Source organism: Streptomyces griseorubiginosus (genome assembly GCF_001514195.1).
In the GTDB taxonomy this organism is placed as follows: Bacteria; Actinomycetota; Actinomycetes; order Streptomycetales; family Streptomycetaceae; genus Streptomyces; species Streptomyces griseorubiginosus.
Genome location: NZ_KQ948736.1, coordinates 749,984 through 775,580 on the forward strand (window position 1 = coordinate 749,984; position 25,597 = coordinate 775,580).

The 25,597-nt window shown below is 72.5% G+C and carries 24 protein-coding genes; 13 read left to right on the forward strand and 11 right to left on the reverse strand.

What is annotated here, in order from left to right; all coding sequences use genetic code 11:
• Window positions 1-79: 79 nt before the first annotated feature.
• The 3 genes from AQJ54_RS15995 to AQJ54_RS16005 all read right to left on the reverse strand — a co-directional run bounded on the left by AQJ54_RS15995 (window position 80) and on the right by AQJ54_RS16005 (window position 3,596).
• On the reverse strand, window positions 80-1,267 hold the full coding sequence (locus AQJ54_RS15995; protein WP_062237964.1) for a cytochrome P450 family protein: 1,188 nt from the start codon (window positions 1,265-1,267) through the stop codon (window positions 80-82).
• A gap of 40 nt (window positions 1,268-1,307) precedes the next feature.
• Window positions 1,308-1,997 carry a response regulator transcription factor gene (locus tag AQJ54_RS16000; RefSeq protein ID WP_211278541.1) on the reverse strand — a complete coding sequence of 230 codons (690 nt, stop codon included), beginning with the start codon at window positions 1,995-1,997 and terminating at the stop codon, window positions 1,308-1,310.
• Between the two features lie 339 nt (window positions 1,998-2,336).
• Entirely contained in the window at window positions 2,337-3,596 is a 1,260-nt protein-coding gene (locus AQJ54_RS16005; protein WP_062237967.1) for a sensor histidine kinase, read from the reverse strand.
• 169 nt (window positions 3,597-3,765) lie between these two features.
• On the opposite strand from AQJ54_RS16005, the gene AQJ54_RS16010 reads away from it, so the two are divergent.
• Window positions 3,766-3,969 carry a hypothetical protein gene (locus tag AQJ54_RS16010; RefSeq protein WP_062021308.1) on the forward strand — a complete coding sequence of 68 codons (204 nt, stop codon included), beginning with the start codon at window positions 3,766-3,768 and terminating at the stop codon, window positions 3,967-3,969.
• 138 nt (window positions 3,970-4,107) lie between these two features.
• Entirely contained in the window at window positions 4,108-4,863 is a 756-nt protein-coding gene (locus AQJ54_RS16015; protein WP_211278542.1) for an SDR family oxidoreductase, read from the forward strand.
• 632 nt (window positions 4,864-5,495) lie between these two features.
• Here the strand turns inward: AQJ54_RS16015 and alc are convergent.
• Window positions 5,496-6,611 (reverse strand): allantoicase, encoded by a 1,116-nt coding sequence (alc, locus tag AQJ54_RS16020; RefSeq protein ID WP_062238664.1) that lies wholly within the window; start codon window positions 6,609-6,611, stop codon window positions 5,496-5,498.
• Window positions 6,612-6,650: 39 nt separating this feature from the next.
• Complete coding sequence (allB, locus tag AQJ54_RS16025; RefSeq protein ID WP_062237969.1) at window positions 6,651-7,988, reverse strand: allantoinase AllB; 1,338 nt, start codon at window positions 7,986-7,988, stop codon at window positions 6,651-6,653.
• Between the two features lie 282 nt (window positions 7,989-8,270).
• Between allB and AQJ54_RS16030 the strand changes: the two genes are divergently transcribed.
• Both AQJ54_RS16030 and AQJ54_RS16035 read left to right on the forward strand, forming a co-directional pair.
• Entirely contained in the window at window positions 8,271-9,062 is a 792-nt protein-coding gene (locus AQJ54_RS16030) for an IclR family transcriptional regulator (protein WP_062237971.1), read from the forward strand.
• Window positions 9,059-9,721 carry a DUF6304 family protein gene (locus AQJ54_RS16035; protein WP_062237973.1) on the forward strand — a complete coding sequence of 221 codons (663 nt, stop codon included), beginning with the start codon at window positions 9,059-9,061 and terminating at the stop codon, window positions 9,719-9,721. Before AQJ54_RS16030 ends, AQJ54_RS16035 begins: the two co-directional genes overlap by 4 nt.
• Here AQJ54_RS16035 and AQJ54_RS16040 read toward each other — a convergent pair.
• Complete coding sequence (locus tag AQJ54_RS16040) at window positions 9,718-10,029, reverse strand: DUF5955 family protein (RefSeq protein ID WP_062237975.1); 312 nt, start codon at window positions 10,027-10,029, stop codon at window positions 9,718-9,720. The two genes, AQJ54_RS16035 and AQJ54_RS16040, sit on opposite strands and share 4 nt — an antisense overlap.
• Window positions 10,030-10,195: 166 nt before the next feature.
• Between AQJ54_RS16040 and AQJ54_RS16045 the strand changes: the two genes are divergently transcribed.
• Complete coding sequence (locus tag AQJ54_RS16045) at window positions 10,196-10,795, forward strand: nucleotidyltransferase family protein (RefSeq protein WP_062237977.1); 600 nt, start codon at window positions 10,196-10,198, stop codon at window positions 10,793-10,795.
• A 184-nt stretch (window positions 10,796-10,979) separates the two neighbouring features.
• A complete protein-coding gene (aceB, locus tag AQJ54_RS16050; RefSeq protein ID WP_062237979.1) occupies window positions 10,980-12,605 on the forward strand; it encodes a malate synthase A in 1,626 nt (541 codons plus the stop codon).
• A gap of 7 nt (window positions 12,606-12,612) precedes the next feature.
• On the opposite strand, the gene AQJ54_RS16055 is transcribed toward aceB, so the two are convergent.
• Window positions 12,613-12,882 carry an Rdx family protein gene (locus AQJ54_RS16055; protein ID WP_062021326.1) on the reverse strand — a complete coding sequence of 90 codons (270 nt, stop codon included), beginning with the start codon at window positions 12,880-12,882 and terminating at the stop codon, window positions 12,613-12,615.
• Window positions 12,879-13,784, reverse strand: coding sequence for a HipA family kinase (locus AQJ54_RS16060; RefSeq protein WP_062237981.1), 906 nt, complete (start codon window positions 13,782-13,784; stop codon window positions 12,879-12,881). Before AQJ54_RS16060 ends, AQJ54_RS16055 begins: the two co-directional genes overlap by 4 nt.
• A gap of 145 nt (window positions 13,785-13,929) precedes the next feature.
• On the opposite strand from AQJ54_RS16060, the gene AQJ54_RS16065 reads away from it, so the two are divergent.
• The gene (locus AQJ54_RS16065; protein ID WP_062237983.1) at window positions 13,930-14,697 is read left to right on the forward strand and encodes an FHA domain-containing protein; all 768 of its coding nucleotides are present in this window, start codon (window positions 13,930-13,932) and stop codon (window positions 14,695-14,697) included.
• Entirely contained in the window at window positions 14,688-16,295 is a 1,608-nt protein-coding gene (locus AQJ54_RS16070) for a serine/threonine-protein kinase (protein WP_062237986.1), read from the forward strand. The genes AQJ54_RS16065 and AQJ54_RS16070 overlap by 10 nt, the downstream gene beginning before the upstream one ends.
• Before the next feature lie 49 nt (window positions 16,296-16,344).
• Here AQJ54_RS16070 and AQJ54_RS16075 read toward each other — a convergent pair whose 3' ends face one another.
• Window positions 16,345-17,235, reverse strand: a complete 891-nt coding sequence (locus AQJ54_RS16075) for a M23 family metallopeptidase (protein ID WP_062022806.1) — start codon at window positions 17,233-17,235, stop codon at window positions 16,345-16,347.
• Between the two features lie 164 nt (window positions 17,236-17,399).
• Window positions 17,400-18,686 (reverse strand): SH3 domain-containing protein, encoded by a 1,287-nt coding sequence (locus AQJ54_RS16080; protein WP_107121072.1) that lies wholly within the window; start codon window positions 18,684-18,686, stop codon window positions 17,400-17,402.
• A gap of 162 nt (window positions 18,687-18,848) precedes the next feature.
• On the opposite strand from AQJ54_RS16080, the gene AQJ54_RS46710 reads away from it, so the two are divergent.
• Both AQJ54_RS46710 and AQJ54_RS16090 read left to right on the forward strand, forming a co-directional pair.
• Entirely contained in the window at window positions 18,849-19,628 is a 780-nt protein-coding gene (locus tag AQJ54_RS46710; RefSeq protein WP_063802923.1) for a M23 family metallopeptidase, read from the forward strand.
• A gap of 89 nt (window positions 19,629-19,717) precedes the next feature.
• A complete protein-coding gene (locus tag AQJ54_RS16090; RefSeq protein ID WP_062021339.1) occupies window positions 19,718-20,164 on the forward strand; it encodes an RICIN domain-containing protein in 447 nt (148 codons plus the stop codon).
• A 155-nt stretch (window positions 20,165-20,319) separates the two neighbouring features.
• Here AQJ54_RS16090 and AQJ54_RS16095 read toward each other — a convergent pair whose 3' ends face one another.
• Complete coding sequence (locus tag AQJ54_RS16095; RefSeq protein WP_079069870.1) at window positions 20,320-21,864, reverse strand: IucA/IucC family protein; 1,545 nt, start codon at window positions 21,862-21,864, stop codon at window positions 20,320-20,322.
• A 92-nt stretch (window positions 21,865-21,956) separates the two neighbouring features.
• Between AQJ54_RS16095 and AQJ54_RS16100 the strand changes: the two genes are divergently transcribed.
• Genes AQJ54_RS16100 through AQJ54_RS16110 form a run of 3 tightly spaced genes read left to right on the forward strand, consistent with a single transcriptional unit; the run spans window position 21,957 to window position 25,576 of the window.
• Window positions 21,957-23,441, forward strand: coding sequence for an IucA/IucC family protein (locus AQJ54_RS16100; protein WP_062237990.1), 1,485 nt, complete (start codon window positions 21,957-21,959; stop codon window positions 23,439-23,441).
• 45 nt (window positions 23,442-23,486) lie between these two features.
• Window positions 23,487-24,752, forward strand: coding sequence for a VWA domain-containing protein (locus AQJ54_RS16105; RefSeq protein WP_062237992.1), 1,266 nt, complete (start codon window positions 23,487-23,489; stop codon window positions 24,750-24,752).
• A complete protein-coding gene (locus tag AQJ54_RS16110) occupies window positions 24,752-25,576 on the forward strand; it encodes a hypothetical protein (protein WP_062238668.1) in 825 nt (274 codons plus the stop codon). The genes AQJ54_RS16105 and AQJ54_RS16110 overlap by 1 nt, the downstream gene beginning before the upstream one ends.
• The last annotated feature ends 21 nt before the right edge of the window (window positions 25,577-25,597 follow it).

The window sequence follows — 25,597 nt, forward strand, 5'->3', positions numbered from 1 at the left end:
GCCTGCCGCCTGCCGCCTGCCGCCTGCCGCCTGCCGCCTGCCGCCGTGCCTACCACCACCTGTCACCTGTCACCGTGGCTTACCACCGCACCGGCAGGCTCCGCACCCCCCGGATCAGCATTCCCGGCAGCCACTCCCCCGGCGGCCCGTCCGACGCGAGTGCCGGTGCGCGGTCCAGCAGGGTCCGCAGCGCCGTGCGGGCTTCCAGGCGGGCCAGTGGTGCGCCCAGGCAGTAGTGGAGGCCGTGGCCGAAGGCGAGGTGGCCGCGGGTGTCGCGGTGGATGTCGAAGTCGTGCGGGGCCGGGTAGCGCGCGTCGTCGCGGTCGGCCGCGCCGAGGCAGATCATCACCGGGTCGCCCTCGTCCACGGCCCGTCCCGCTATCTCCAGGGGCTCGGCGGCGTACCGGAAGGTCGCGTTCTCCACCGGGCCCTCGTAGCGCAGCGCTTCCTCGACGGCGGCGTCGACGAGGCTCATGTCGGCGCGCAGAGCGGCGAGTTGGTCCGGGTGGGTGAGCAGGGCGTGCACGGCGTTGGTGATGAGGTTGACGGTGGTCTCGTGGCCCGCGATCAGCAACAGGAAGGCCATGCCGCGCAGTTCTGACGGGGAGAGCCGGTCGCCGTCCTCGGCGGTGGTGCGGACGAGGTCCCCCAGCAGGTCGTCGCTCGGGCCCGCGCACCGCTTGTCCTCGATGAGTTCGGTCAGGTACGCGGCGAGGCGCACGACGGCGTCGTACGAACTCTCGGGGCTGGCCGGTGCCACAACCTCCGTGGAGAGTTTGCGGAACTCCGTGCGGTCCATCTCGGGCACGCCGAGGAGTTCGCAGATCACGGTGATCGGCAGCGGGTAGGCGAAGGAGGTCACCAGGTCGGCGCGGCCGTACGGCAGCATCGCGTCGAGGAGTTCGTCGGTGATCTCCTGGATCCTGGGGCGCAGGGTCTCCACACGGCGCGGGGTGAAGGCGCGGGAGACGAGGGCGCGCAGCCGGGTGTGCTCCGGCGGGTCGCTGCCCAGCAGATGGCGGCCGATCAGCCCGTCCTCCTGGAAGAGCACACCGATGCGGCGGCCGTCCTTGGCCAGCCGGGGATCGGCTAGCGCGGCGCGCGCCTCCTCGTGCCCGACGACCAGCCACGTGGAGTAGCCGGGGTCCGAACCCGGTGGTCGCACCCGGTGGACGGGTCCCTGGGCGCGTAACTCGGCGTAGACGGGGTGCGGATCGACGCGGAACGCGTCGCCGTACTTCCCGAGGTCGATCACTGGATCGGTCATGAGGCTCCCCCTTCACACCGTCAACGCCCGGCGGCCTCGTCTAGTGCCCGTCCGGCTCGGGTTCCGCGGATTGCTCCAGCAACCCCGCGTCGTACGCCAACAGCGCGATCTGCACCCGGTTGTTGAGGTCGAGCTTGGCCAGGACGCGGGAGACATGGGTCTTGACGGTGGCGACGCTCATGAAAAGGGCGGCGGCGATCTCCGCGTTGGACAGTCCCTGGCCGACCGCGACGGCCACTTCCCTCTCCCGGTCGTTGAGGGCGCCGATGCGCTCACGCGCGCGTGCCTTGCGCCGGTCCGCCGCGGTTCCGGCCGCGTGCTCCATCAACTGGCGGGTGACGGTGGGTGACAGGACCGGGTCGCCGGCCGCGACGCGGCGGACGGCGGCGAGGATCTCGGCGGGCGGGGTGTCCTTGAGGACGAATCCGGCGGCGCCCGCGCGCAGGGCACGCAGGACCTGCTCGTCCGCGTGGAAGGTGGTCAGGACGACGACCTCGGGGGCGTCGGGCCGGGCGCGCAGCCGCTCGGTGGCGGTGAGGCCGTCCACCGCCGGCATCCGGATGTCCATGAGGACGACGTCCGGGTGGGTCCGGTCGACGACGGCCGCGACCTCGGCGCCGTCCGCGGCCTCGCCGACGATCTCGATGTCCTCGGCCCCGCCCAGCATCAGGGACAGGCCGGCCCGCACGAGGGGGTCGTCGTCGACGAGGAGCAGTCTGATCACAGTCATGGGCCTTACGTAATCACGGTCGGACCGGGGGCAATCACCCTCGCGGGCGGGCGAGTTGCGCGGGCGGGAAGGGCTCGGAGGGAGGCCCGGTGGTCCGGGGCGGGCGGTCCTGTCGTGGTGGAGGGGCCGGTGTGGTGGAGGGGCCCTCGTCGTGGAGGGGCCGGTGTGGTGGAGGGGCCGTCGCCGTGGAGGGGGGCTGTCATGGCGGGGGCGGTCCGTCGTGGCGGAGGGTCTGTCATGGCCGGGGGCGGCCATCGTGGTGGGAGGCGGTCCGCGTGGCGGGGGGGCCGCAGTGGCGGGGGGCCGCCGTGGCGGGGGGCCGCCGTGGCGGCGGGGGTGTCACGGCCACGGCAGCCATGCCCGTACCCGGAACGCGCCGTCCGCCTCCGTCCCGTGTTCCAGCCGGCCCCCGGCCAGCGTCGCGCGCTCGGTGAGGCCGATCAGACCCTGTCCCGAGCCGGGGACGTGCGGCACCTCCCCTTCCGGCGCGGGGTTGCACACGCTCACCGCGAGTCCGCTGCCCGGGCCGCCGGAGACGGAGACCGTGACCTCCGTGCCGGGGGCGTGCTTGCGGGCGTTGGTGAGGCCCTCCTGGGCGATGCGGTAGGCGGTGCGGCCGACGGAGGCGGGCACGGCGGCGGGGTCGGTGACCCGGCTGTCGAGGACGACCTTCATGCCGGCCTCGCGGGACTCGGCGACCAGGGTGTCCAGGGCGACGAGGGTCGGCTGCGGGCGCCCGCCCTCGTCCTGATCCCCGGCCCTCAGCACGCCGATGATCTCCCGCAGGTCCTGGAGTGCCTCGTGCGCGCTCTCCCGGATCACACCGGCGGCGCGCGCGACCTCCTCCCGGGGCGCGTCCGGCCGGAACTCCAGGGCGCCCGCGTGCACGCTGAGCAGCGTCAGCCGGTGCGCGAGGACATCGTGCATCTCGCGCGCGATGGCCTCACGGGCCAGCCGCTGCGCCTGTTCGGCCCGCAGCCGCGCCTCGGTCTCGGCGCGCCGGGCGCGGTCGCGCAGGCTGAACATGAGCTGCCGTTTGGAACGCACGAGCAGGCCCCAGCCGATGATCGAAGCAATCACCAGGACGGAGAAGACGACCGAGACGACGTACGGCAGGTCGGCGTCGGGGCGCATCCGGAAGGTGACCGGGACCAGGGCGATGTTGATGCCGCCCACCCAGGCCACGTACTTGAAGGGGCGGTGCACGGCGAGGGTGAACAGGGCGATCGTGCAGGCGCCGCCCGCGGAGTCCGAGAGCAGCCCGAGCGGGATGGTCGCCACGGCGAGGCCCAGCGGCCAGCGGCGGCGCAGCCATACGGCGGCGCAGGCGAGGGCGCCCAGCAGTTGGTCGAGGGTGGCCGCGGAGTGCGAGAGATGCGGGTTGTCGCCCGCCGCTTCCGCGCCGATGATGCCGACGAGCACGGCCAGGAGGAAGCAGGAGAAGTCGACGATCCAGTCGCGCGCGGTACGCCGGGGCCGCCGCCCGGGCCGTACGGCGGAGGGGTCGAACTCATGGATCACGGCCGACGGCATCAGCCAGCGCCGGCCGGCGAAGGCCTCGGGGTCGGACACGGTCTCGTCACGGCTCACGGTCGACAAATCTACGCAGCGAGGGCGTGTAGCACCCGTCCTCGGACGGCATCGGCGACCAAAGTCGCGGCAGCGCAGACTTTCGGCGTACGGGGCCCGGCGGGCGTCATGCTTTCGCGCGACCGTGCTCGCCTCGCGGCCGATGTCCGGGCGGGGCCCGCGGGGGGAGGGTCTCCTCATGAAGCAACTGCTGGAAGTGGTCGGTTTCGTCGCCCTGGTGCAGGGCGGGATGGGTCTGCTGCACGAGTTCACCGACTGGCAGGTCGGACTCGTGCAGCGGATCGGTTTCCTCGACGGCTACGAGGTCTACGCGAGCGTCGCCCTGATCGTGCTGGCGTTCGCGTTGTTCGCGGCGGCGGAGGCTGTGGGAAACCGGGGGTGACGCGGTGGGCGGCGACGGGGCGGGGCTGTCGGGTGTGGTGCGGCGAGGGTCGCTGGGTGATACGGCGAGGGTCGCTAAGTGGTGCGGCCGGGGTCGATGTCCGTTGGCCGCCGGTCATCCCCCTTGCTGACCGCTGGGATGGGTGTCATGACAACGACTCAAGGACATCTGTACGGCAAGGTCGCGCTCGTCACCGGCGGCGGCCGCGGGATCGGGGCGGCGACGGCCCTGCGGCTGGCCCGGGAGGGCGCGGACGTGGCCGTGACCTACGTGGCGGGCAAGGAAGCGGCGCATGACGTCGTACGGCGCGTCGAGGCGCTGGGGCAGCGGGCCGTGGCCCTGCGGTCGGATTCCGGGGACCCGGAGGAGGCGGCGGGGGCGGTCGGCCGTACGGCGGAGGCGCTCGGCGGGCTGGACGTGCTGGTGAACAACGCGGGGGTGGGGGTGCTCGGGCCGCTCGGCGAGTTGTCCCTCGCGGAGGTGGACCGGGTGCTGGCCGTCAATGTGCGGGGCGTGTTCCTGGCCTCCCAGGCTGCGGCCGGACGGATGCGGGAGGGTGGGCGGATCATCACGATCGGCAGCTGCATGACCCAGCGGGTGCCGGGGCCCGGCGGGACGCTGTACGCGGCGAGCAAGTCGGCGTTGATCGGCCTGACCAAGGCCCTCGCGCGGGAGCTGGGGCCGCGCGGGATCACGGCGAACCTCGTGCATCCCGGGCCCGTCGACACCGACATGAACCCGGCGGACGGACCGTTCGCCCCGGGCCAGACCGCGATGACCGCGCTGGGGCGGTTCGGGACGGCGGAGGAGGTGGCGTCGATGGTGGCCTGTCTGACGGCCGCGGGCTACGTCACCGGGGCGGAGTTCTCGGTGGACGGGGGGCATGCGGCGTGAGGTAGCGGCTTGGGCGGGGCCGGGCGGAGGCTGCCGGGTCCGGGTTTCGGGTCAGAGGCAGTCCTGGGGCGGATCCAGGTGGGTCCGGGTCCGGGTCGAGTGCGGGTTTGGGTCCGGGTCCGAGGCCGTTTCCTTTCTGGCGCGGGCCCAGGAAGGGGGCCAGGCCCGAGGCCGGGGTGGTGGCGGTGGCGGTCCGGGCCCAACGCCGGGTCGGGCGTGGTGAGCCGGCGGGCCAGATCCTGATCCGGAGGCGGAGGCGGGGTCGGATTCGGTTTCAGGGGCGGGCCAGGGTCCGGGGGGCTAACCCCGTCTCCGCCGCGCCGTTGCGGGAGCCCGTCGGCAGCCCGGGCTCCCCCTGTCACGGCCAACTGGCAAGCCCTGTCCACGGAAATCGGAAAACACTGCCCGACAGGCAACCCCGAAACGCCACTCGGCCGGCGACACGAAAGCGCCGCCCGACCGGCGGCCCGGAAACGCCACCTCGTCGGCAGCTGGGAGACGCCGTCGTCCGGTCAGCAGCCGATGGATGTGGTCCGGTCGGCGGCCGATGGACTTGGCCCGGCGCCGACCGATGGACATGGTCCAGTCGGCGGCCGATGGACCTGGCCCGGTGCCGACCGAGAGGCCCGCTCTCAGCCGCCCACCTCCCGGTGCCGGGCCGACAGCGCCGCCGTTCCTGCCTCCGTCAGGGAGCCGAACAGTCGCAGGCGGGAGATTCCGCCGTCCGGGAAGATGTCCACACGCGCGTGCGTGCCGACCGCCGGTTCCGGCAGCACGAAGCGGTGGTTGGTGTCGGGCTGGAGCCGAGTGCGCGGGAGGATCTCGTGCCAGTCGCTGGCGTCGCCGTCGCGGACCGACACCGACGCCCAGCCCGCGCTGTTGCCCTTCAGATACGCCGTGTCGATCTCGATCGCACGGATCCGGGACTGGGCCACCAGGCGGTAGCGGATCCAGTCGTGGCCCTGGTCGCGGCGCCGGCGGGTCTCCCAGCCGTCGTCCATCTTGCGCGAGCGGCCGGGCTGGATGGTGTTGGAGGCGGGCGAGTAGAAGAGGTTGGAGGCGTCCTCGGCCCGGCCGCCGTTCTCCAGCGCGACCACGTCGAAGGCGCCGAGGACCTCGAGCCAGGCCGGGTCCGGGACGACTTCGCCGTACACCCGCAGGCGGGCGATGCCGCCGTCCGGGTGCTGGTTGACCCTGAGGTGGGTGAAGCACTGCTCCAGGGGCACCTCGAAGCCGTTGGCCGCGTGGCCGCCGACCGGTGTCCGCGGGACCAGCGTCGTCCACTTCACGTCGTCGCCCAGCAGTTCCTCGGGGGACGGGGAACCGGCGACGCTCGTGCCCTCGACCGACACCGCCTGCGGGTAGTTGCCGCGGAAGTGCGCGGTGTCGACGACGATCCCCCGGATCACGCCGGGCGCGCCGAGCCGCACCAGCGCCCAGTCGTGGTCCTCCGCCATCGGCCAGGGGTGCTCGGCCGAGGCGCCCCGGCGGCGCCGTGTCTCCCAGCCGTCCATGATCTTGCCCTTGTGCCCGAAGTGCTCGGGGTCGAACTCGGCCCGCCCGGGCATCAGCAGGTTCTCGCGCTGGGCGAAGAACTCGTCGTTGGCGGCGATGACGGAGGCCCCGAGCGTCCGTGCGGCGAGGTTGACGTACTGGGTGAAGGGGAAGTCGGCGGTGCGGTAGTCCGCGTACGGGTCGCCGCCGCCGTACGGGTGCGCGTCGCCGGTGAAGCTGGGAATCGCCGTCACGTACATGTGCCTTTCAAGAGTGGGCCGGTGCGGGTGGAATCAGGGCGTTCGGGTGAGCAGTTGCCCCTTCGGCGCGGTGAACTCGCCGTCGTTCACGATGCGTTGGCCGCGCAGCCAGGTCGACTTCACCACCCCGTACAGGGTCTTGCCCGCGTACGCCGTGACGCGGTTGCGGTGCTGGAGGGCCGCCGGGTCCACGGTGAAGGTGTCGTCGGGGGCGAGGACGGCGAAGTCGGCGTCGCGGCCGGCCTCGATGGCGCCCTTGCGGTCCAGGCCGACAAGTCGGGAGGTCCGGGCGGACATCCAGCGGACGACGTCCTCCAGGGTGTGGCCGCGCCTGCGGGCCTCCGTCCAGACCGCGGCCAGGCTCAGCTGGAGGCCGGAGATGCCGCCCCAGGCCGTGGCGAAGTCGTCGGTCTTCAGGTCGGCCGTGGACGGCGAGTGGTCGGTGACCACGCAGTCGATGGTGCCGTCGGCCAGCGCCTGCCACAGCAGGTCCTGGTTGGCGGACTCCCGGATGGGCGGGCAGCACTTGAACTCGCTTGCGCCGTCCGGGACTTCCTCGGCCGTGAGCGTCAGGTAGTGCGGACAGGTCTCGACCGTGATGCGGACGCCCTCCGCCTTGGCCCGGGCGATCAGCGGGAGCGCGTCACTCGACGACAGGTGGAGCACGTGCACGCGCGCGTTCAACCGCTTGGCCTGCGCGATGAGTTGGGCGATGGCCGTGTCCTCGGCGTCACGCGGGCGGGAGGCCAGGAAGTCGGCGTACTTGGGGCCGCCCCGCTGCGGGGCGGTCTCCAGGTGGTGCGGGTCCTCGGCGTGCACGATCAGCAGGCCGTCGAAGGAGGCGATCTCGGCCAGCGAGCGGGCGAGCCCGTCCTGGTCGAGGTGCGGGAACTCGTCGACGCCGGAGGGCGAGAGGAACGCCTTGAAGCCGAAGACGCCCGACTCGTGCAGCGGGCGCAGGTCCTTGACGTTGTCGGGCAGGGCGCCGCCCCAGAAGCCGACGTCGATGTGGGCCTTGTCTACGGCGACCTCGCGCTTGGTCCGCAGGTTCTCGACGGTCGTCGTGGGCGGGAGGGAGTTGAGGGGCATGTCGACGAGGGTGGTGATGCCGCCGGCCGCCGCCGCGCGGGTGGCGGTCCAGAAGCCCTCCCACTCGGTGCGGCCGGGGTCGTTGACGTGCACGTGGGTGTCGACCAGGCCGGGCAGCAGGACGTCGTCGCCGAGGTCCTCCAGGCGGGCGCCTTCGGCCACGGGAGCGTCGTAGGGGAGTACGGCCGTGATCCTCCCGCCGTCCACGGCCACCGACGCGGCCCGTGTCCCCTCGGGTGTGATGACGCGCGTCGAGCGCAGCACCAGTTCAGTGTCGGACACCCGGACCCCTCTCTGCCGCGGATGACTCCCGCGCCGCCGTTAACTTCCGCGTAACGGAATTCAACTTTCTGTTGAAGGAGTCTTCACTCCCGTTCGGGTGCCGTCAAGGGCACACTTCTCCAGAGTGCGCCCGACGTCGACTCTCTGGACGTTTCCACAAAGCGGAATTAGACTTCCGACAAGCAGAACGTAGCCATGCACCAGCGGGGAGTCAACCGACTGCCGGGTAGGCTGCTGCTCCTTCCTGCCCCGCCCCGAAGGCAGCCCCGAAAGGAACGCGCCGTGCCGACGTCCAGCGCCAGCACCACCGACTCCGCCAGGTCCGCCGGCGGGGTGCAGTCCCTCGAGCGCGCCTTCGATCTGCTGGAACGCATGGCGGACGCGGGCGGGGAGGTCGGTCTGAGCGAGCTCTCCGCGAGCAGCGGGCTGCCGCTGCCGACCATCCACCGTCTGATGCGCACGCTGGTGTCCTGCGGCTACGTCCGCCAGCAGCCCAACCGCCGCTACGCCCTCGGCCCGCGCCTGATCCGCCTCGGCGAGTCGGCCTCCCGGCTGCTCGGCACCTGGGCCCGCCCCTATCTGGCCCGCCTGGTCGAGGAGACCGGGGAGACGGCCAACATGGCCCTGCTCGACGGGGACGAGATCGTCTACGTCGCGCAGGTGCCGTCGAAGCACTCGATGCGGATGTTCACCGAGGTCGGCCGGCGCGTCCTGCCGCACTCCACGGGCGTCGGCAAGGCGCTGCTCGCCAACACCCCCGACCACGAGGTGCGCGCCCTCCTCGCCCGCACCGGCATGCCGGCCGCGACCGAGAAGACGATCACCACCCCGGACGGCTTCCTCGCGGCGCTCGTGGACGTCCGCGCGCAGGGCTACGCCGTCGACGACAACGAGCAGGAGATCGGCGTCCGCTGCCTCGCGGTCTCGGTGCCCAACTCCCCGACCGCGGCGGCCATTTCGATCTCCGGCCCGGCCGGCCGGGTCACCGAGGCGGCCACCGAGAAGATCGTCCCGGTACTCCAGCAGGTGGCCGGCGAACTCTCCGAGGCCCTGACCACCCAGAACCCTGCGTGACCGCCTTACAGCCTTGGCCGGGACGCTACACCGACCGGCACGGCACGGAGGAGGTCGTCTTCGAGACCGACGGCCGGGAGTCGATCCGCACGACGGTCAGGGGTGTCCGCTTCGAGGGCGCAACGATGGATGCGCTAGGCGCCGTCAGCGGCGACCCACCAGGGTCAGAATTCACCTGCGCCGACGGGAAGCTGTTCGCCTGTCTGCTGGAGTGGGCACAGCCCGTGCGGGTCGAGGTCGCCGGCCAGGGCGAGCAGATCGCGACGCTGCACTGCGCTCTGCGACTCGACGACCCCACGGACCACAAGGAGCTGACCGCCACTCTGCGCCTTGACGGTCACGAATTCCGTTCCACCCAGGCGGACTTCGAGAACGCCCTGCGAGAGCTCGCCCGCAGCCTCCCCCACCCGGTGCGGCTCAAGTCATGCATCTCCTGCGCATGGTCCGACTACCACCCTTGCGGCCACGGCATCATGAGCGACCTGGCCTGCTTCCGCGGCGCGAAGGACCGCTACCTGCTGGTCGAGGGCAAGTCGGGGCCGCACAACATCTTCGACGTCTGGGACCATCGCACCGGATTCGTCCAGGAGACCTGGCTCTGTGAGCAGTTCGAGCACCGCGGCGACCATCAGGGCTACCGGGGTTCGTTCCCCGGCTAGCGCCCCGGTTCCCCGAAGAGTTCCACCGCCTCGCGGACCTCGCCCAAGCCCCGCGACAACGCGCTGACCGAGCCGATCGCTCCCGCGATCAGCAGCAACGACCGTCGCAGGCGGGGGACTTCGGGGGCGCCCTCGATCGTCATGGCGGCCAGGGCGGCGAGTTCGTCCTCGGCGATGTCGCGGTCGGGGAACTCCGCCGGGTGCGCGGCGAGTTCGCGGCGCAGTCGGGAGACCGCGGTCCGCAGTTCGGTCACTCTCGGATCGTTGTCGCTGCCGCTCACCGGTCTCTGTCCCAAGCTCCGCAACACAGCTCTCCCCCGCACACCTTCCGCACCTGATGTCCCGGCGGCGCTGGTCGGGCGCCGAGGGATGCGGGTCAGTAAACGCCACACGGGGCGCCGGGCGCCACCGTGCGGACCGAAATTAAGCCCGCTGAAACCCGCCGTACACCGGCGCGTCCGGTATGCAGGACGCATGACGGAGAACGAACAGCAGGTCGCCGGGCTGCTCCTGGCCGCGGGCGGCGGGCGGCGGCTCGGCGGACGGCCCAAGGCACTGCTCGAACACCGGGGCCGCCCGCTCGTCGAGCACGCGGTGGGCGTCCTGCGCGCGGCGGGCTGCGCACGGGTGCACGTGGTCCTGGGCGCCGCCGCGGCGGCCGTACGGGAGCGGGCGGAGCTCGGTGAGTGCGTGATCGTGGAGAACCCGGCGTGGGGCGAGGGGATGGGGTCGTCGTTGCGGGCCGGGCTCGACTCGTTCGCCGGAACGCCGGCACGGGCCGTGCTGGTGTCGCTCGTCGACCAGCCCGGCATCGGGGCGGAGGCGGTGCGCCGGGTGCTCGGCACGTACGAGGACGAGACCTCGCTCGCCTCGGCCGCCTACGACGGCGTACGCGGCCACCCCGTCCTGCTCGGGAGCGCCCACTGGGCCGGGATCGCCGCGACTGCGACCGGCGACCAGGGGGCACGCGCCTACCTGAAGGAGCACCGGGACGCGCTCACGCTCGTCGAGTGCGGGGACGTGGCGCGGCCGTACGACATCGACACGGCAGCGGATCTCGCACACCTGGAGTGAGAGAGGTGACACTGAGCGCCACATTGCCTCGACCCGGAGAATCTCGACATCAACAAACCATTGAAATTCCACGATGAGGAAACTAGTATCCACTGTTCAGAAGCGCCCTACCGCTCCGGGGGCGCTCCCCGCCGTACCCGGTTCGACTGGCACCCGGTGCCACCGCTGAAGGAAGTGACCGCTCATGTCCGCACCAGCGCCGTCCCCGCTGGCCATCGTCGACGCCGAGCCCCTGCCGCGGCAGGAGGAGGTCCTCACCGAGGCGGCCCTCGCCTTCGTGGCCGAGCTGCACCGCCGGTTCACCCCCCGGCGTGACGAGCTGCTGGCCCGCCGGGCCGAGCGCCGCGCCGAGATCGCCCGCACCTCCACGCTCGACTTCCTCCCGGAGACCGCCGCGATCCGCGCGGACGAGTCCTGGAAGGTGGCCCCCTCCCCCGCGGCCCTGGACGACCGCCGGGTCGAGATCACCGGCCCCACCGACCGCAAGATGACCATCAACGCCCTCAACTCCGGTGCCAAGGTGTGGCTCGCGGACTTCGAGGACGCTTCCGCTCCCACGTGGGAGAACGTCGTCCTGGGGCAGGTCAACCTCGCCGACGCCTACACCCGGAACATCGACTTCACCGACGAGAAGTCCGGCAAGTCCTACGCGCTCAAGGCCGACGAGGAACTCGCCACCGTCGTCATGCGGCCACGCGGCTGGCACCTGAACGAGCGGCACCTGGTCGACGCGAACGGCACCCAAGCGCCCGGCGCCCTGGTCGACTTCGGCCTGTACTTCTTCCACAACGCGCAGCGCCTGCTCGACCTCGGCAAGGGTCCGTACTTCTACCTCCCGAAGACCGAGTCGCACCTCGAAGCGCGCCTGTGGAACGACGTGTTCGTGTTCGCGCAGGAGTACACCGGCATCCCGCAGGGCACCATCCGGGCCACCGTGCTGATCGAGACGATCACGGCCGCGTACGAGATGGAGGAGATCCTCTACGAACTCCGCGACCACGCCTCGGGGTTGAACGCGGGCCGCTGGGACTACCTGTTCTCCATCGTGAAGAACTTCCGTGACGGCGGCGCCAAGTTCGTCCTGCCGGACCGCAACGCGGTCACGATGACCGCCCCGTTCATGCGGGCGTACACCGAACTCCTCGTCCGCACCTGCCACAAGCGCGGCGCGCACGCGATCGGCGGCATGGCGGCCTTCATCCCGTCCCGCCGGGACGCCGAGGTCAACAAGGTCGCCTTCGAGAAGGTCCGCGCCGACAAGGACCGCGAGGCCGGCGACGGCTTCGACGGCTCCTGGGTCGCCCACCCCGACCTGGTCCCGATCGCCATGGAGTCCTTCGACAAGGTCCTCGGCGACAGGCCGAACCAGAAGGACCGGCTGCGCGAGGACGTCCACGTCGAGGCGGCCGACCTCATCGCGATCGACTCGCTCAAGGCGAAGCCGACGTACCCCGGTCTCGTCAACGCCGTTCAGGTCGGCATCCGTTACATCGAGGCCTGGCTGCGCGGGCTGGGCGCGGTCGCCATCTTCAACCTGATGGAGGACGCGGCGACCGCTGAGATCTCCCGCTCGCAGATCTGGCAGTGGATCAACGCGGGCGTGGAGTTCGAGAACGGCGAGAAGGCCACGCCGGAGCTGGCCCGCAAGGTCGCCGCCGAGGAGCTGGCGAACATCCGCGAGGAGATCGGCGAGGAGGCCTTCGCGGCCGGACACTGGCAGCAGGCCCACGACCTGCTGCTCCAGGTCTCCCTCGACGACGACTACGCGGACTTCCTCACGCTGCCGGCGTACGAGCAACTGCGCGGCTGACGAGCCGTCACTTGTCCGAGTGGCCCAGGGACTTCCCCGGGGCCACTCGGTCGCGTACGGCCTGCTTGACCGCCGTGGGTTCCGGGAAGCCCTGCTCCCGGCGGTCCCAGACGACCTCGTCGTCGACGCGGACCACGAAGACACCGCCCGTGCCCGGCCTGAGCGACAGTTCGGTCAGTTCGGTCTCGAAGGTGGTGAGCAGCTCCTGTGCCAGCCAGGCCGCGCGGGGCAGCCAACGGCACTGGGTGCAGTACTCGATCTGTACGACGGGGCTCATCCGAGGTGCACCGACCAATCCTGTTCCGCGGCGGGTTTGCCGTGCAGGTCGGGGACCCGCTTCAGCCACTTGGGCCGGCCTTCCTGTGTCCGCGCCGCGCGCAGGGCCTCCTCCGCGGCGAGTTCCTCCCGGGTGGGGAAGTCGGTGGGCAGCCAGGCCTCGGAGGCCCGCACGCGCGCGTGGAGGTACGTCACATAGGCCTCGCGCGCCTCGGCCGGGGTCGCGAAGTCGGTGAGCCAGGCGTCGGGAACGGCCGCCGTGACCTCGCGCAGGACGTCGAGAGTGACCTTGGGCGCGAGTTCCGCGTCGGCGGCGCGCACGTCGGGGCCGTAGTGGCCGAGGGCGTGATGGCGGAAGTCGTAGGACTTCGCGGGGTCCGTGCCGTCCCAGCGGTGGTGGAAGACCAGGGCGGCCCCGTGGTCGATGAGCCACAGCCGCGGGGGTGCGACACCGAGCGTGGGCCAGACCATCAGGTTCGAACTGTGCACCGTACGGTCGACGTTGACGGTCAGCGCGTCCAGCCAGACGATCCGGCCGGCCTCCAGCGGGTCCACGGGGAACAGGCCCGCGATCTCGGGCGTGAAGTCACGCGCGCCCGGCAGGTAGTCCATGCCGAGGTTCACCCCCGCGCTCGCCGCGTGCAGGTCCCGCACCTCCTGGTGCGGCTCGCTGTCCGCGATGGCCGGGTCGAAGCGCACCAGGACCAGTTCGGGGAAGCGCAGCCCCAGGGCCCGCGCCAGCTCACCGACGATCACCTCGGCGACCAGCGCCTTGCGGCCCTGTGCGGAGCCGGTGAACTTCACGACGTACGTGCCCAGATCGTCGGCCTCCACGACGCCGGGCACGGAACCGCCGGAGCGCAGCGGTTCGACGTAGTGCGTCGCGGTGACCTCCCTCAGCATTTCTCCAGGCTATACGTAGTTCTGCGTACACCCGCGACGGACCGCGTGCGATTGCAACCGGGGCGGCCTGAGAAAAGTGTTACTGGAGGGAGTCCGTGCGTTTGACCGGCGCACGGCAGAGGAAACCGGCGAGAAGCGGGGGACGATGAGCGGCATAGTGATTCATTTGCCACAGGAACCGGCACAAACGGTACGGCTCGGTCCGGGTGAGGTGGCACGCTTCGGGCGCGGCTCCGACGCGGCACCCGTGGAGCTGCGGCTCGCGGACCCCTCGGTGTCCCGGCTGGCCGGGGAGATCCGGGTGACCGACGAGCACTGGCTGCTGAGCAACTTCAGCGCGACGCAGAGCTATCTGGTGGAGAACCCGGAGGGCGCCGGAGAGTATCTGCGGGTGCCGCCGCGCCGGGTCGGGGCGCCCATCCCCTTCGAGTTCGCACGGGTCGTGCTGCCCACGCGCGGATCCGGGGTGAGCTTCCACGTCTTCGCGCCCGACCACGTCTACCTCGATCCGAGCGGGCCGGAGGGCGACCACCGGGGCACCCGCACCCTGACCGCGTACTCGCTGGACCAGACCGCCGCGTACTTCCTGGTGCTGGTCGCGCTCTGTGAGCCGCGCCTGCGCGACGAGTCGGCGCTCGCGGTACCCACCACCCCCGAGATCGTCGAGCGGCTGCGCAGGCACCCGCAGTACGGGCGCCTCACGGCCCGCGCGGTCAGCGCCCACATCGACTACCTCGCCGACGAGAAACTCCGCATCGTCTCGCCCGCCGAGCGGGAACCGGGCCGCGGTGCCCGTCGCAACGGCAAGCGCGAGACGCTCGTCGGCGTCGCGCTGCGCTTCGGCCTCGTCGACGAGCGGCACCTCGGGCTCCTTCCGGCCCGCACCCCGTCCGGGGCGGGGGCATGCCGGTGAGCGGGGCGGGACCGAGGGTTCCCCGCGGTCTGCGGGTCGGCGACTGGGAGGTCGGGGAGCCGATCGCCGAAGGCGGCTGGGGATGGGTCTACGAGGGCCGTCGCGTGGCGAACACGGACGCGGGCGGCAGCAGCACAGGACCCACGGCCGCGGGCCGCAGCAGCACAGGACCCACGGCCGCGGGCCGCAGCACGGACGCCACGGACAGGGACCGCGGCGCGGGCGCGGTGGACGGGGGCCACGGCACAGGTGTCACGGACAGGGGCCGGGCCGCGGGCGCGGGCGACGCGGGCCACGGCACAGGCGCGGCGGGCGGTGACCGGGCCGTCGCGCTGAAGTTCATGCCGACGGCCGGGCTCGCCCCGCGCCAAGCTCGTGGGCTGGCGGAGAGCGCCCGGCGGGAGAGCGAGTTCGGGCGCCGGAACCGGCATCCCCGGCTGATCCGGCTGCTCGACTCGGTCGTCCTGGACGAGCCGGACCATCCCCAGCTCGACGGGGCGGTCGTGCTGGTGATGGAGCGCGCCGAGCGCAGTCTGCGGCAGCTCCTGGAGGCCGAAGGTCCCCTCGCGGGCGGCGCGGGCACGCGGATCCTGACGCAGATCTGCGAGGGGCTGGCGCATCTGCACGCTCTGGGCTGGGTGCACGGCGACCTCAAGCCCGACAACGTCCTGCTCATGGCGGACGGTTCGGTCCGGCTGTCGGACTTCGGGCTGGCCGCCGAGCTCGACGGCACCCTCGGCACGCACGCGTGGATGCCGCCCGCGGGCACCCCCGACTATCTGCCGCCCGAACGCTGGCGGGCCCCGTTGGGCGAGCGCGGTGTGCAGGTCCGTCCGAGCACCGACATCTGGGCCCTCGGCATCGTGATCCACCAGGTGTTCACCGGCGGCGCCTCGCCCTTCCCCGGCGCGACGGCGGCGGCCCGCGGCGCGGCCGTACAGGAGTTCGCGGCCGGACGGGCGCCACTGCGGCTGGATCCCGCCGTGCCCGAGGTGTGGCGCGCGCTCGCCGCGGACTGCCTGGCACCCGCCCACGAGAGCCGCGCCGCGCACACCGCGCAGGAGGTGCTGACCCGCGTCCGGGCGGCCGAGGGCGACGCGTCCGACGCGCCGGGCGACACCGCTCCCCCACGCCGTCGGCGGCGGCTGGTGCTCGGCGCCGTGACGGCCACGGCGCTGGGCGCGGCGACGGCCGTGGGCTGGCCGTACATCGTCGCGGACAACGAGGACCACACGGCGGGCAAGGGCACCGAGGTGCACACCGAGAACATCTCCGGCACCGCATCGGCCGGCGCCCGTGTCACGGTGTTCAACGTCGAGAAGTACTGCCGCGACCGGGCCGAGGCGCGCGACCCGATCTGCAGTCTGGGTCTCGCGGTCGACCCCCGGGCCGCCTACACGATCGACAACGTCGTGCCCACCCGCGTGTGGCACGGGGACGTGCTGCCCGCCGAGTGCCGGATGAGCAAGGGGCTGCCGGTGACCGACGAGGTCGGCACCCGCACCACCACGTGGTACAAGGTCCGGCTGCGGGACGGCAGGGCATGGCTTCCGGCCGTGCGGACCAAGGACCGTCCCGCCGTGCCCGAATGCGCTTGATCCTCCCCGGCCCGGCCGGTGCTCTGCGGCACCGGCCGGGCCGGTCGGGTCAGGCGCAGGTCCCGATGTCGCGGCCGTCGTTGTCCTTGGCCTCGTCGTTGCCCCACTTCTGGAGGTAGTAGGCGGAGACGTACGCCCGCCCCGACCCGCCCGGCGCGACCTCGTCGAGGTCGGTGAGCAGCCACCAGTGGTTGTACGACGTGTCGTTGCCGACCTTGTGGCCCCACTTCTTGCACAGGACGTAGTTGGTGCCCTTGCGCAGGGTGCCCTGGGGGGCGCAGCGCGCGGTGCTGTCGCCGACGCAGTCCACGTACCTGTACCCGGTGGCGTCGGCATAGGTGTCGACCCAGAACCGGTCGGGCTGACCGCCCCCGCCGTCGCACGCGTTGGTGCTCTTGACCTGAGGGAACGGGCCGTTCGGGCTGAGCCGGTACTCGGTGCCCTGGATCACCGGGTGGACCATCTCGTCGGTCTCGCCGTCGTTGTCGCCGTTGCTGTCGTAGAGCTGCTCGTAGTGCAGGTGCGCCTCCTCCGTGCCGACCAGGCCGAGCCGTCCGAGGGGGGTGCCGGAGTCGACGCGCTGGCCGAGGCTCACGTCGATGCGGTCCATGTGGAGATAGACCGTGAACCAGCCGCCGCCGTGGTTGATCTCGACCCCGCCGGGCGGGAAGAACTCGGTGACCGTGCCGGCGGCGGAGGCGGCGACCGTCGCGCCTAGGGTGGAGCCGCCGACCCGGTACATGTCGAGCTTCTTGTCGTCGGGCGCGTGGCCCAGGTACGTCTGCAACTGCCAGGTCTGTCCGCACGCGAACGGCAGTCGGAAGTCCGGGCGGGCGGCGGGCGCCGCCGTCGCGGCCGGCGCGCTCGCGCACACCCCCGCCGTCATCAGCAACGCGATCAGCGCCGCCGCCCAGCCCGGTTTCCCTCGCCACAGCCTCACGGGTCCCTGCCCTTCCTGTCGTGTCCTGTCGGTGCTGTCGGTCCAGTCGGTCCTGTAGGTCCAGTCGGTCCTGTAGGTCCTGTCGGTGTCCCGCGCCGACAGTGCCGCAGAGCGGCCGGGAAGGGACTCCGGCACGTTCCGGGGTGGCCGCGGCGCTCAGCGGGTCAGGTGCCGCACCGCCGGCTCACACCGCCGGTCTCGTCGCCCTTGAGGTAGATCGCGCTGACATAGCCCACCCCGCCCGCGCGCAACGGGAGCTCGACCCACTTGTCGCTCGTGTAGCCCTCGGCGGAGATGCGCTCGCCGGTCTTCCAGCAGTTCGCCGGGTAGGTCTCGTTCGGGTAGACCTTGCTGACCGGGTCGCAGCCCGTGATGCCCGCGCAGGCGCGGACGTTGGCCTCCGCCCACGCGGTGACGTTGGTCGTCCCGCCGCCTCCGCCGCCGTCGGTGGGCTGGAAGGTGACGTCGACCCAGTCGTTGTCCGTCATGCCGAGGCCGTCCCAGAACGTGCCGTCGGCCACGTCGATCCCGGCCGGGTTGGCGACCCGGCGGCCGAACTCGTCACGGCCCCCGTTGTAGCCGTTCTGGTAGGCCGCCTGGGCCTGCGGGGTGCCCTGCGGCAGGTCGTTCCACATCTGCCGCAGGCCCGAGGGGTTCCAGTAGTCGTCCTTGGTGTTCCAGGGGCCGACGTCCCAGACCGGGGCGGTCTCGCAGCGTCCGGTGCGGGCGTAGCACAGCCGCACCTGGTACTCGCGGCCTCCGTTGCTCGCCAGCATCCGCCGCGAGGGCAGGGCCACGAAGTGGTCGCGCGGCTGGATGACATGGCCGTTGGCCGTGGTCTGCCCGGTCAGACCCTCACGGGTGGCGAAGAGGCGGTACGTCACGGACGCCGCGGCACTCGCGCCGGCCGCGGCGCGGGCGGTGGACCGGGACGGGTCGGCGTGCACCCGGACGTCCGAGACGACCGGGGAGCCGCTCCGGTCGCCCAGGAGGGTGAGCCGCACCTGGAGGACGGACACGGCCTGGGACAGCCGCAGCCGGCCCCCCGCGTCGGGGGCGGTCCACTGGGTCCAGGTGCCGGGGTGGGCGCTGCCGCGGACCTCGGTGAGCACCTGGCTCCCCGACGGCACCTGCGCCTGGCGGCGGACGGTGAAGGAGTCGGTCTGCCGCCCCAGGCTCTGGACCGGCGCGGTGTACACGGCGTACGCCCGGCCGGGGGCGGAGGCGGTGCGGGCGCGGCGGTCGCCGATGGTGAGCCGGCCGTCGGCGCGGTGGCGGGTGTTGTGCTGGTCGGCCGAGGTACTGGCGAGGTCGACCCGCCAGTCGGCCGCCGGGCTCTGTGCGGCGGGTCTCTCCCCGCCGTCGGCGGCCGCGGCGGTGACGGGCGTCAGCCCGCCCACGGCGAGCAGGGCGCACAGCCCCTGTATCAGGCGTCGGGTGGTCGTTCGCACGGCGCATTCCCCCATCGGGCTCGGAAACCGTGTGGTTGTCCTGGAGAGCCCTATCGGCCGCACGAGCGCGCTGTCATTCCGGAACGTTCCGGGTGCCGCCGTGGCCTTCGGCGCGGATAGCTTCCGGGCCGTCCCCACAACGCATCACGGAGAGGAAGTCCCGTGCGACTGCATCCGCTCGCCGGACTCGTCGCGGCGGCCGCCGTGTTCCTGCCCCTGACGGCCGCGGCACCGGCCGTCGCCGCGCCGACCGCCGCGGCGGCGTTCGCCGCGTCCTGCCCCACCGCCGGCGTCGTCAGCCAGGGCTACAGCAGCGGCCACGACGGCGTCGACATCGCCAACGCCCTCGGAACGCCCATCTACGCCGTCGGCGCCGGCGAGGTCATCGCCTCCGGCCCCGCCAGCGGCTACGGGCAGTGGATCCGCATCCTGCACGAAGACGGCACCGTGACCGAGTACGGGCACATGTACCAGCGCGACGTCTCCGTCGGCCAGCGCGTCCAGGCCGGGCAGCGCATCGCTCTGATGGGCGCCGAGGGCGAGGCGACCGGGCCGCACCTGCACCTGCGCGTCCGGGTCGGCACGTCCACCACGGTCCGCGGCATCGACCCGGTGCCGTACCTGCGCGACCGCGGGGTGAACCTGCCCTGCACGCCCGGCGGGGGCGGCGGAGGCGGTGGCGGCCAGACCACGGTCACCGCGTGGGCGGAGGCCAACGTCCGCGCCTGCGCCGGCGTCACCGGCTGCGACCCGGTCAGCAAGGTCTACCCGAACGAGACCTACCCGGCGAACTGCTGGAAGACCGGCGAGCGCATCTCCGCCGAGGGCTACACCAACGACAAGTGGGTGCAACTCCCGCTGCGCGCGGGCGGAGTGGGCTACGTCAGCGCGATCTACCTCAAGGGCGACGACAAGGGCAACGTCAGCACCGAGTGCCGCTGACCGGCCCGCCGCCGCCGTATCCGTTCTCCGCTTCCTGCCCTCGCCGCGTCCCGCGGTGCGGGCCCCACACCCGACCGAAAGGCACATCCATGGCCCTCGTCACGCTCGGCCGCCTCGCGGCGCTCGGCACCACCGCCACCGCGCTCGCGCTGCTGCCGCTGTCCTCGGCCTCGGCCCAGGACGACATCAACACCTTCAAGAACCAGGCCACCAACCGCTGCATCGACGACACCAGCAACGGCTTCCGCACCTGGGACTGCAACGGCTCCGGTGCCCAGCAGTGGATCGTGCACCGCTGGAACGACGGCACGGTCCAGCTGAGAAGCAACAACACCAACCGGTGCATGTACGACAGCGACCAGGGCTTCAAGACCCTGCCCTGTGACTCCACCCCGAACCAGAGCTGGTACGTCAAGAAGTGGGCCGACAACACGATCGAGCTCAAGAACCAGGCGACGAGCCGCTGCATCGACGACAGCAGCAACGGCTTCCGCACCCACACGTGCAACGCCGGCACGAACCAGAGCTGGTTCTGACCCCAGGGCCGGTACTGACGGTCGCCTCAGGGCGTCCACTCGAGGCGTCCACTAGGGGCGTCCACTAGGGGCGTCCACTAGGGGCGTCCGCCGCGGACAGGATCCGTGGCGGGCGCCCCGCCCGCGTCGGCGGCCACCCGCACCGAGCCGTTCGCTCAGGTCTCGGACAGCGGATTGGGCAGGGGCAGATAGCGGGCGTCGGCGCCGTCCGCGCCGGTCCAGCGCAGCAGCAGGTTGGTCTTGCCGGGCAGGGTCGGCGAGACGAGCAGGGCCCCGATCTCCGGGAGGTCGTGGCGGGCGAGTTCGCGGCGGGCGGCGGGCCAGGGGTCGAAGCCGGGCCGGCGTTCGGCGAGGGCCACGGCGATCTCCCACAGGTGGTTCACGACCAGGCAGTACACCAGCCGCTCCCAGCCGTCCGCGCGCTCCACATCGGTCAGGAGCTTCACGCCCTCGGCGTCCCGGAACAGCGCCTGCACGGGTGTGCCGTCGTCGGCCACGGCCACCAGGGTGTTCTGGAGGTGTGCCTCGAGCACGACTCCGTGGTCGGCGAAGGCCGCGAGGACGGGCGGTACGACCGCGCGCAGATACGCCTCCCACCAGGCGGCCGGGTCCTCGATGCCGTCGAGCGGGTTGCCCTCGAAGCCCTCCACCAGGGCGGCGGCCAGCAGCGGGGTCGCGCCGGGCCGCACATGGCCGGCCAGGCCGTCGCGGACCAGGACGGCGAGTTCCTCGAAGGCGAAGTCGGCGGTGCGGTAGCCGCGGTCGCTCAGCCAGGCGGCGGAACGGGGGCTCCCGGAGGAGCCGGGGCCCGAGGAGCCGGGGCCCGAGGCGCGGGGGCCCTGGGCGAAGGCCCGCACCACCGCTTCATCCGTACGGCGTAGTTTGAGCAGGTCGTGTCGCCAGAGTCGGCGGATGTCGTTCGTGATGCGCACGTCCAGGCTGAACTTCAGGAAGAGGTCGTTCGCGGGGGCGTACACCGTACGGATCGCGGCCGTCGGCCAGACGTCGAAGCCCGTCGTGCCGAGCCGGATCAGGCGGCCGTCCGCGAAGGCGTCTGCGCAGCCCACGAGGTCCAGCTGCCAGGGGTGGGCCGGGAGCAGCCGGTAGCCGGGCGGGGCCTCGCCGAGCGCGTCGAGGGCCGCGGTGTCGCCCTCCTCGACGACGGCGTCCTCGCGCAGACCGAGCAGGACCAGGGGGAACCGGGCGTGCGCCTCGGGGGCGTACGGCAGCCAGGCGGCGACGGGGCCACCGCCGCGGGCCTTGGGAGCGGGGTGGTGGGGGTGGCCGGTGACGAGGCACTGCTCGGAACGCAGGTACGGGTCACGGGGCGCCGTCGCCCGGTCCCTGGCCGTGAGCAGGGCGGCCACCGCGTCCCGGCTGTCGATCATCTCGGCGGGCAGGTCGTGGTTGGGCAGTCCGGTGTGCCGGGTCAGTTCCTCGGCGACGAGCTTGACGAGTTCGGCGTGGTTCACCCGCCGCCAGCCGCCCGCCACCCGCACCTCGGGCTCGGCGGGCCGCCGCTCGCCGCGCACCCGGAGCAGCCGCCCGTCGGGGAGCCAGTACACCGGGCGGTCGCCGGGTTCCGGGAGCCGTTCGGCCACCTCGCGCAGCAGACAGTTGAGCAGGGGCGCCGCCGCGTACGCGTCGGCACGGTGTGCGACGGCGTCGGCCGGCGGGGGCAGGAGGTCCACGCGTTCCACTCGTTCTCTACGGTTGATCTGGGGCGATGACGATCAGTATGTCTGCCGTCATTCCTCCACCGTGACACCAGTCGCTCCCGAGGAGTCCCCCTGTGCACCGTCCCCGCGCCACCGAGGCCGAGTTCGCCGACGAGCTGGCCGTCGTACGCCCCGACCTCGCGGCGCGGTACGCGGCCGAGCTGCCCGGCGCTCGGGCGGCCGTGCTGTCCCGGCTGTGGCGTGGGCTCACGCACGAGCCGCTGCCCTGGGTGGTGGCGCGGGAGGCGGGCCGGGAGGGTCTCACCCTGCGTCTCGCGGACGGCCGCCGGCTGCACGGCCCGCACCCGGACCCGTACGCCACCGCGGCCCAGGTCACGGTCGTACGGCTGGACGGGACCCCGTACGACCGTCCCGCGCACCTGATGACCGGGCTCGGTGTGCCGCACGGCACCGAGTTCGCGGCCGAACTCGACGACAGCGTGGCCTCGTTGGCGCTGTCCAGGGCGACTCAGGAGCCCCGCCCGACCACGTGGCCGGTGCACGACTGGGAGTGGGAGCAGCGGGTCGTCGACGGTCACCCCTTCCACCCCAACTGCCGTTCCCGGCCCGGCTTCTCGGTGGCCGAGCAGCTGGCCTACGGGCCCGAGCACCGGCCCGTGGTGCGGCTGGGTCTGGTGCCGGTCCCGGCGGCCGAGTGCCTGGTGACCGGGGAGTGGCCCGAGGACCTGCGGGACGGGGAGCGGCTGTTGCTGCCGGTGCATCCCTGGCAGGCGGAGCACGTGCTGAAGCGGTCCGCCTCCGAGGGCCTCGACGCCCATCCGCTGATGTCCCTGCGCACCCTCGCCGTGACCGGCGAACGGCACGTCAAGACGGCTCTGAGCGCCCGTCTCACGTCCTCGGTGCGGGACATCTCCGTGTACTCGATCGGTGTGTCCGCCACGCTCTCCGGGTTCGCGGAGACACTGGCCGACCGGATGGACGGACTGCTGCACTTCACCCGCACCCTGGGGGCCGCCACCGCCAACTCCCCTGATCTCGCGGCCGTGTTGCGCGAGTCCCCGCAGGTCCACGGCGACCGGGTGCTGCCCGTGGCCGCCCTCGCCACCACCGACCTGCCCCACTCTGCCGCCTGGCTCGCGGAGTTCGCCCGGCTCGCCCTCACGGTCGGCCTGCGGCTGCTGGAGCTGGGGGTCGCCCTGGAGGCGCACGGCCAGAACCTCCTCGTCGTGCTGGACCAGGAAGGCGCGCCCGTGCGGCTGGTCTACCGGGACCTCGCCGACATCCGGATCAGCCCGGCCCGGCTGGCCCGGCACGGCATCCCGGTGCCCGAGCTGTCCGGACGGGTCGTCACGGACGACGTGACCACCCTGCGGCGCAAGCTGTTCGGCTCCCTGGTGGCGGGCGCCCTCGCGGGGACGGCGGGTTCGGCGGCCGCGTTGCGCGGGGCGCTGGAGAGTGCCGTACGGGATCTGCCGCGCACGCCCGATCTGATCGCGCTGCTCGAACAGCCGCTGCCCGCCAAGGCGTTGACGCTGATGCGGCTCTCGCCGGGGACGCCGGGCGACCAGTGGACACAGCTGCCCAACCCCCTGCGGTGAGCGGCCGTTTTGGAGCGTGGCGCACCTGATCAATAGGATCCGGCGATGATCACAAGAAAACGGCTGGCGGCGGGAGTGGGTGCCCTGCTCGCCGCTCTGACGGCCGGGATCGCCTTCCCGGTCGCGGCGGCCGCCGGTGAACCCGTGGGCGGCAGCACACCGCAGGTCGATCTCGTCCTCGACGTCAGCGGCTCGATGCGGACGGCGGACATCGACGGCGGCACCCGGATGGCGGCGGCGAAGCGGGCGTTCAACGAGGTGCTGGACGCCACGCCCGAGGAGGTCCAGCTCGGCATCCGGACGCTCGGCGCCGACTACCCGGGCAACGACCGCAAGACGGGCTGCAAGGACACCGCGCAGCTCTACCCGGTCAGCACCCTGGACCGCACCGAGGCCAAGACGGCGGTGGCGACCCTCTCCCCCACCGGCTGGACCCCGATCGGGCCCGCGCTGCTCAAGGCGGCCGGTGACTTCGCCGCGGGCGACGGCTCGAAGCGGATCGTGCTGATCACCGACGGCGAGGACACCTGCGCCCCGCTCGACCCGTGCGAGGTGGCCCGGGAGATCTCCGCCAAGGGCGTCGGACTGACCATCGACACCCTCGGCCTGGTCCCCAGCACCAAGCTGAGCAAGCAGCTCAGCTGTATCGCCGAGGCGACCGGCGGCACCTACACCTCGGTCGAGCACACCGACGAACTCACCGACAAGGTCAACCAGTTGGTGGACCGTGCGGCCGACCCGGTGGTGACGCCGGTGGCCACCGAGGGCACCGACACATGTTCCACAGCGCCGACGCTGAAGTCCGGTCTCTACACCGACCGCGAGGAGTTCACCCAGCAGCGCTGGTACCGGGTCGACGTCAAGCCGGGCCAGGAGCTGCGGACTTCGGTGAGCGTGGCGGCCGACCGGGCCGTGAACCCCTCCTACGGGGTGCTGCTGCGGGCGGTGACCGTGCACGGCCGGGAGATCGTGCGCGGCGAGGCGGCGGGCAACGGCCGTACCGACGTGATCTCGTCGGGCCTGCGCTACCCGAAGCCGGAGAGCGACGAGGACGACGCCCCGGCCGAGACCGTGTGCCTCCAGGTCACCAACTCCTTCTCGGCGGGAACCGGGGTGAAGACCACTCCGGGTCTGCCGCTGGAGCTGACCGTGGACGTCGTGGACGGGCCGTCCAAGGCGAGCGACGTGGCCTCCTTCGGGCTCGGGCGCGGCTGGTGGCTGCTCGGTGTGCTGATCCTCGCCGGTTTCGTCGCCGGTCTGTTGTGGGGCTGGGTGTCGCGCTGGCGGGTCGCGGTCTGGAGGACCAACTGATGCGGATCACACGTGTGTTGAGCGCTTCCCTGCTCATGCTCGGGCTGGCCGTCGCACCGGCCGCGGCGGACTCCTCGCCGACCCCGACGGATTCGGCCTCGGCGGACGGTGACGCCCCCACCCGGGCGGGCACGTCCTTCCGCACGGCGACCGAGATCGAGCAGGGCCAGACGGCCACGGCGAGCGGCTCCACGGGCGACTATCTGTACTGGTCGTTCCCGGCGGACTCCGGTCAACGGCCCACCGTGAAGGCGACGGTGAAGCTGCCGCAGACGCACGCCACCGAGACCTGGCAGATCGACGTGTACGACGGTCTGCGGCGCCGCCAGTCCTGCCAGTACGGCTCCCAGACGCGGACCGCCGCGGCGGGCGTGGCCGACGTGGAGCTGGCCTGCACCCTGCGCACGGTCCGGGCCTGGTCCGAGGCCTGGGCCAACGACCCGCTGCCGGGCACGTACTACCTCCGGCTCACGGCCGTCGGGGTCGGCACGGCCGACCTGGGTCTGCCGGTCAGCACCGAGGTGCGGGTCGACTCCAAGGACATCGGCGGTTCGGCCGCGGTGGACGGCTCGATGGCCGAGCCGCTGGTGCCGGGCATCGCGGTGAAGTCCGAGGCGGACGAGGATAGTTCGAGGGATGCCTCGAAGGACGACTCCCCCGTGCTGTCCGCGATCGAGCCCGAGGACGGCTGGTCCTCCGGCTGGTGGTCCGACCGGTGGGTGTGGACGGCGATCGGCGGGGCGCTGGCCGCACTCGCGGGTGTCGGCGGCTACGCGCTGACCCGCGGGTCGGGACGGCCGTCCCGGGTGCCGCCGGGGGCCTGACGGCACCGGCAGCACGGCACG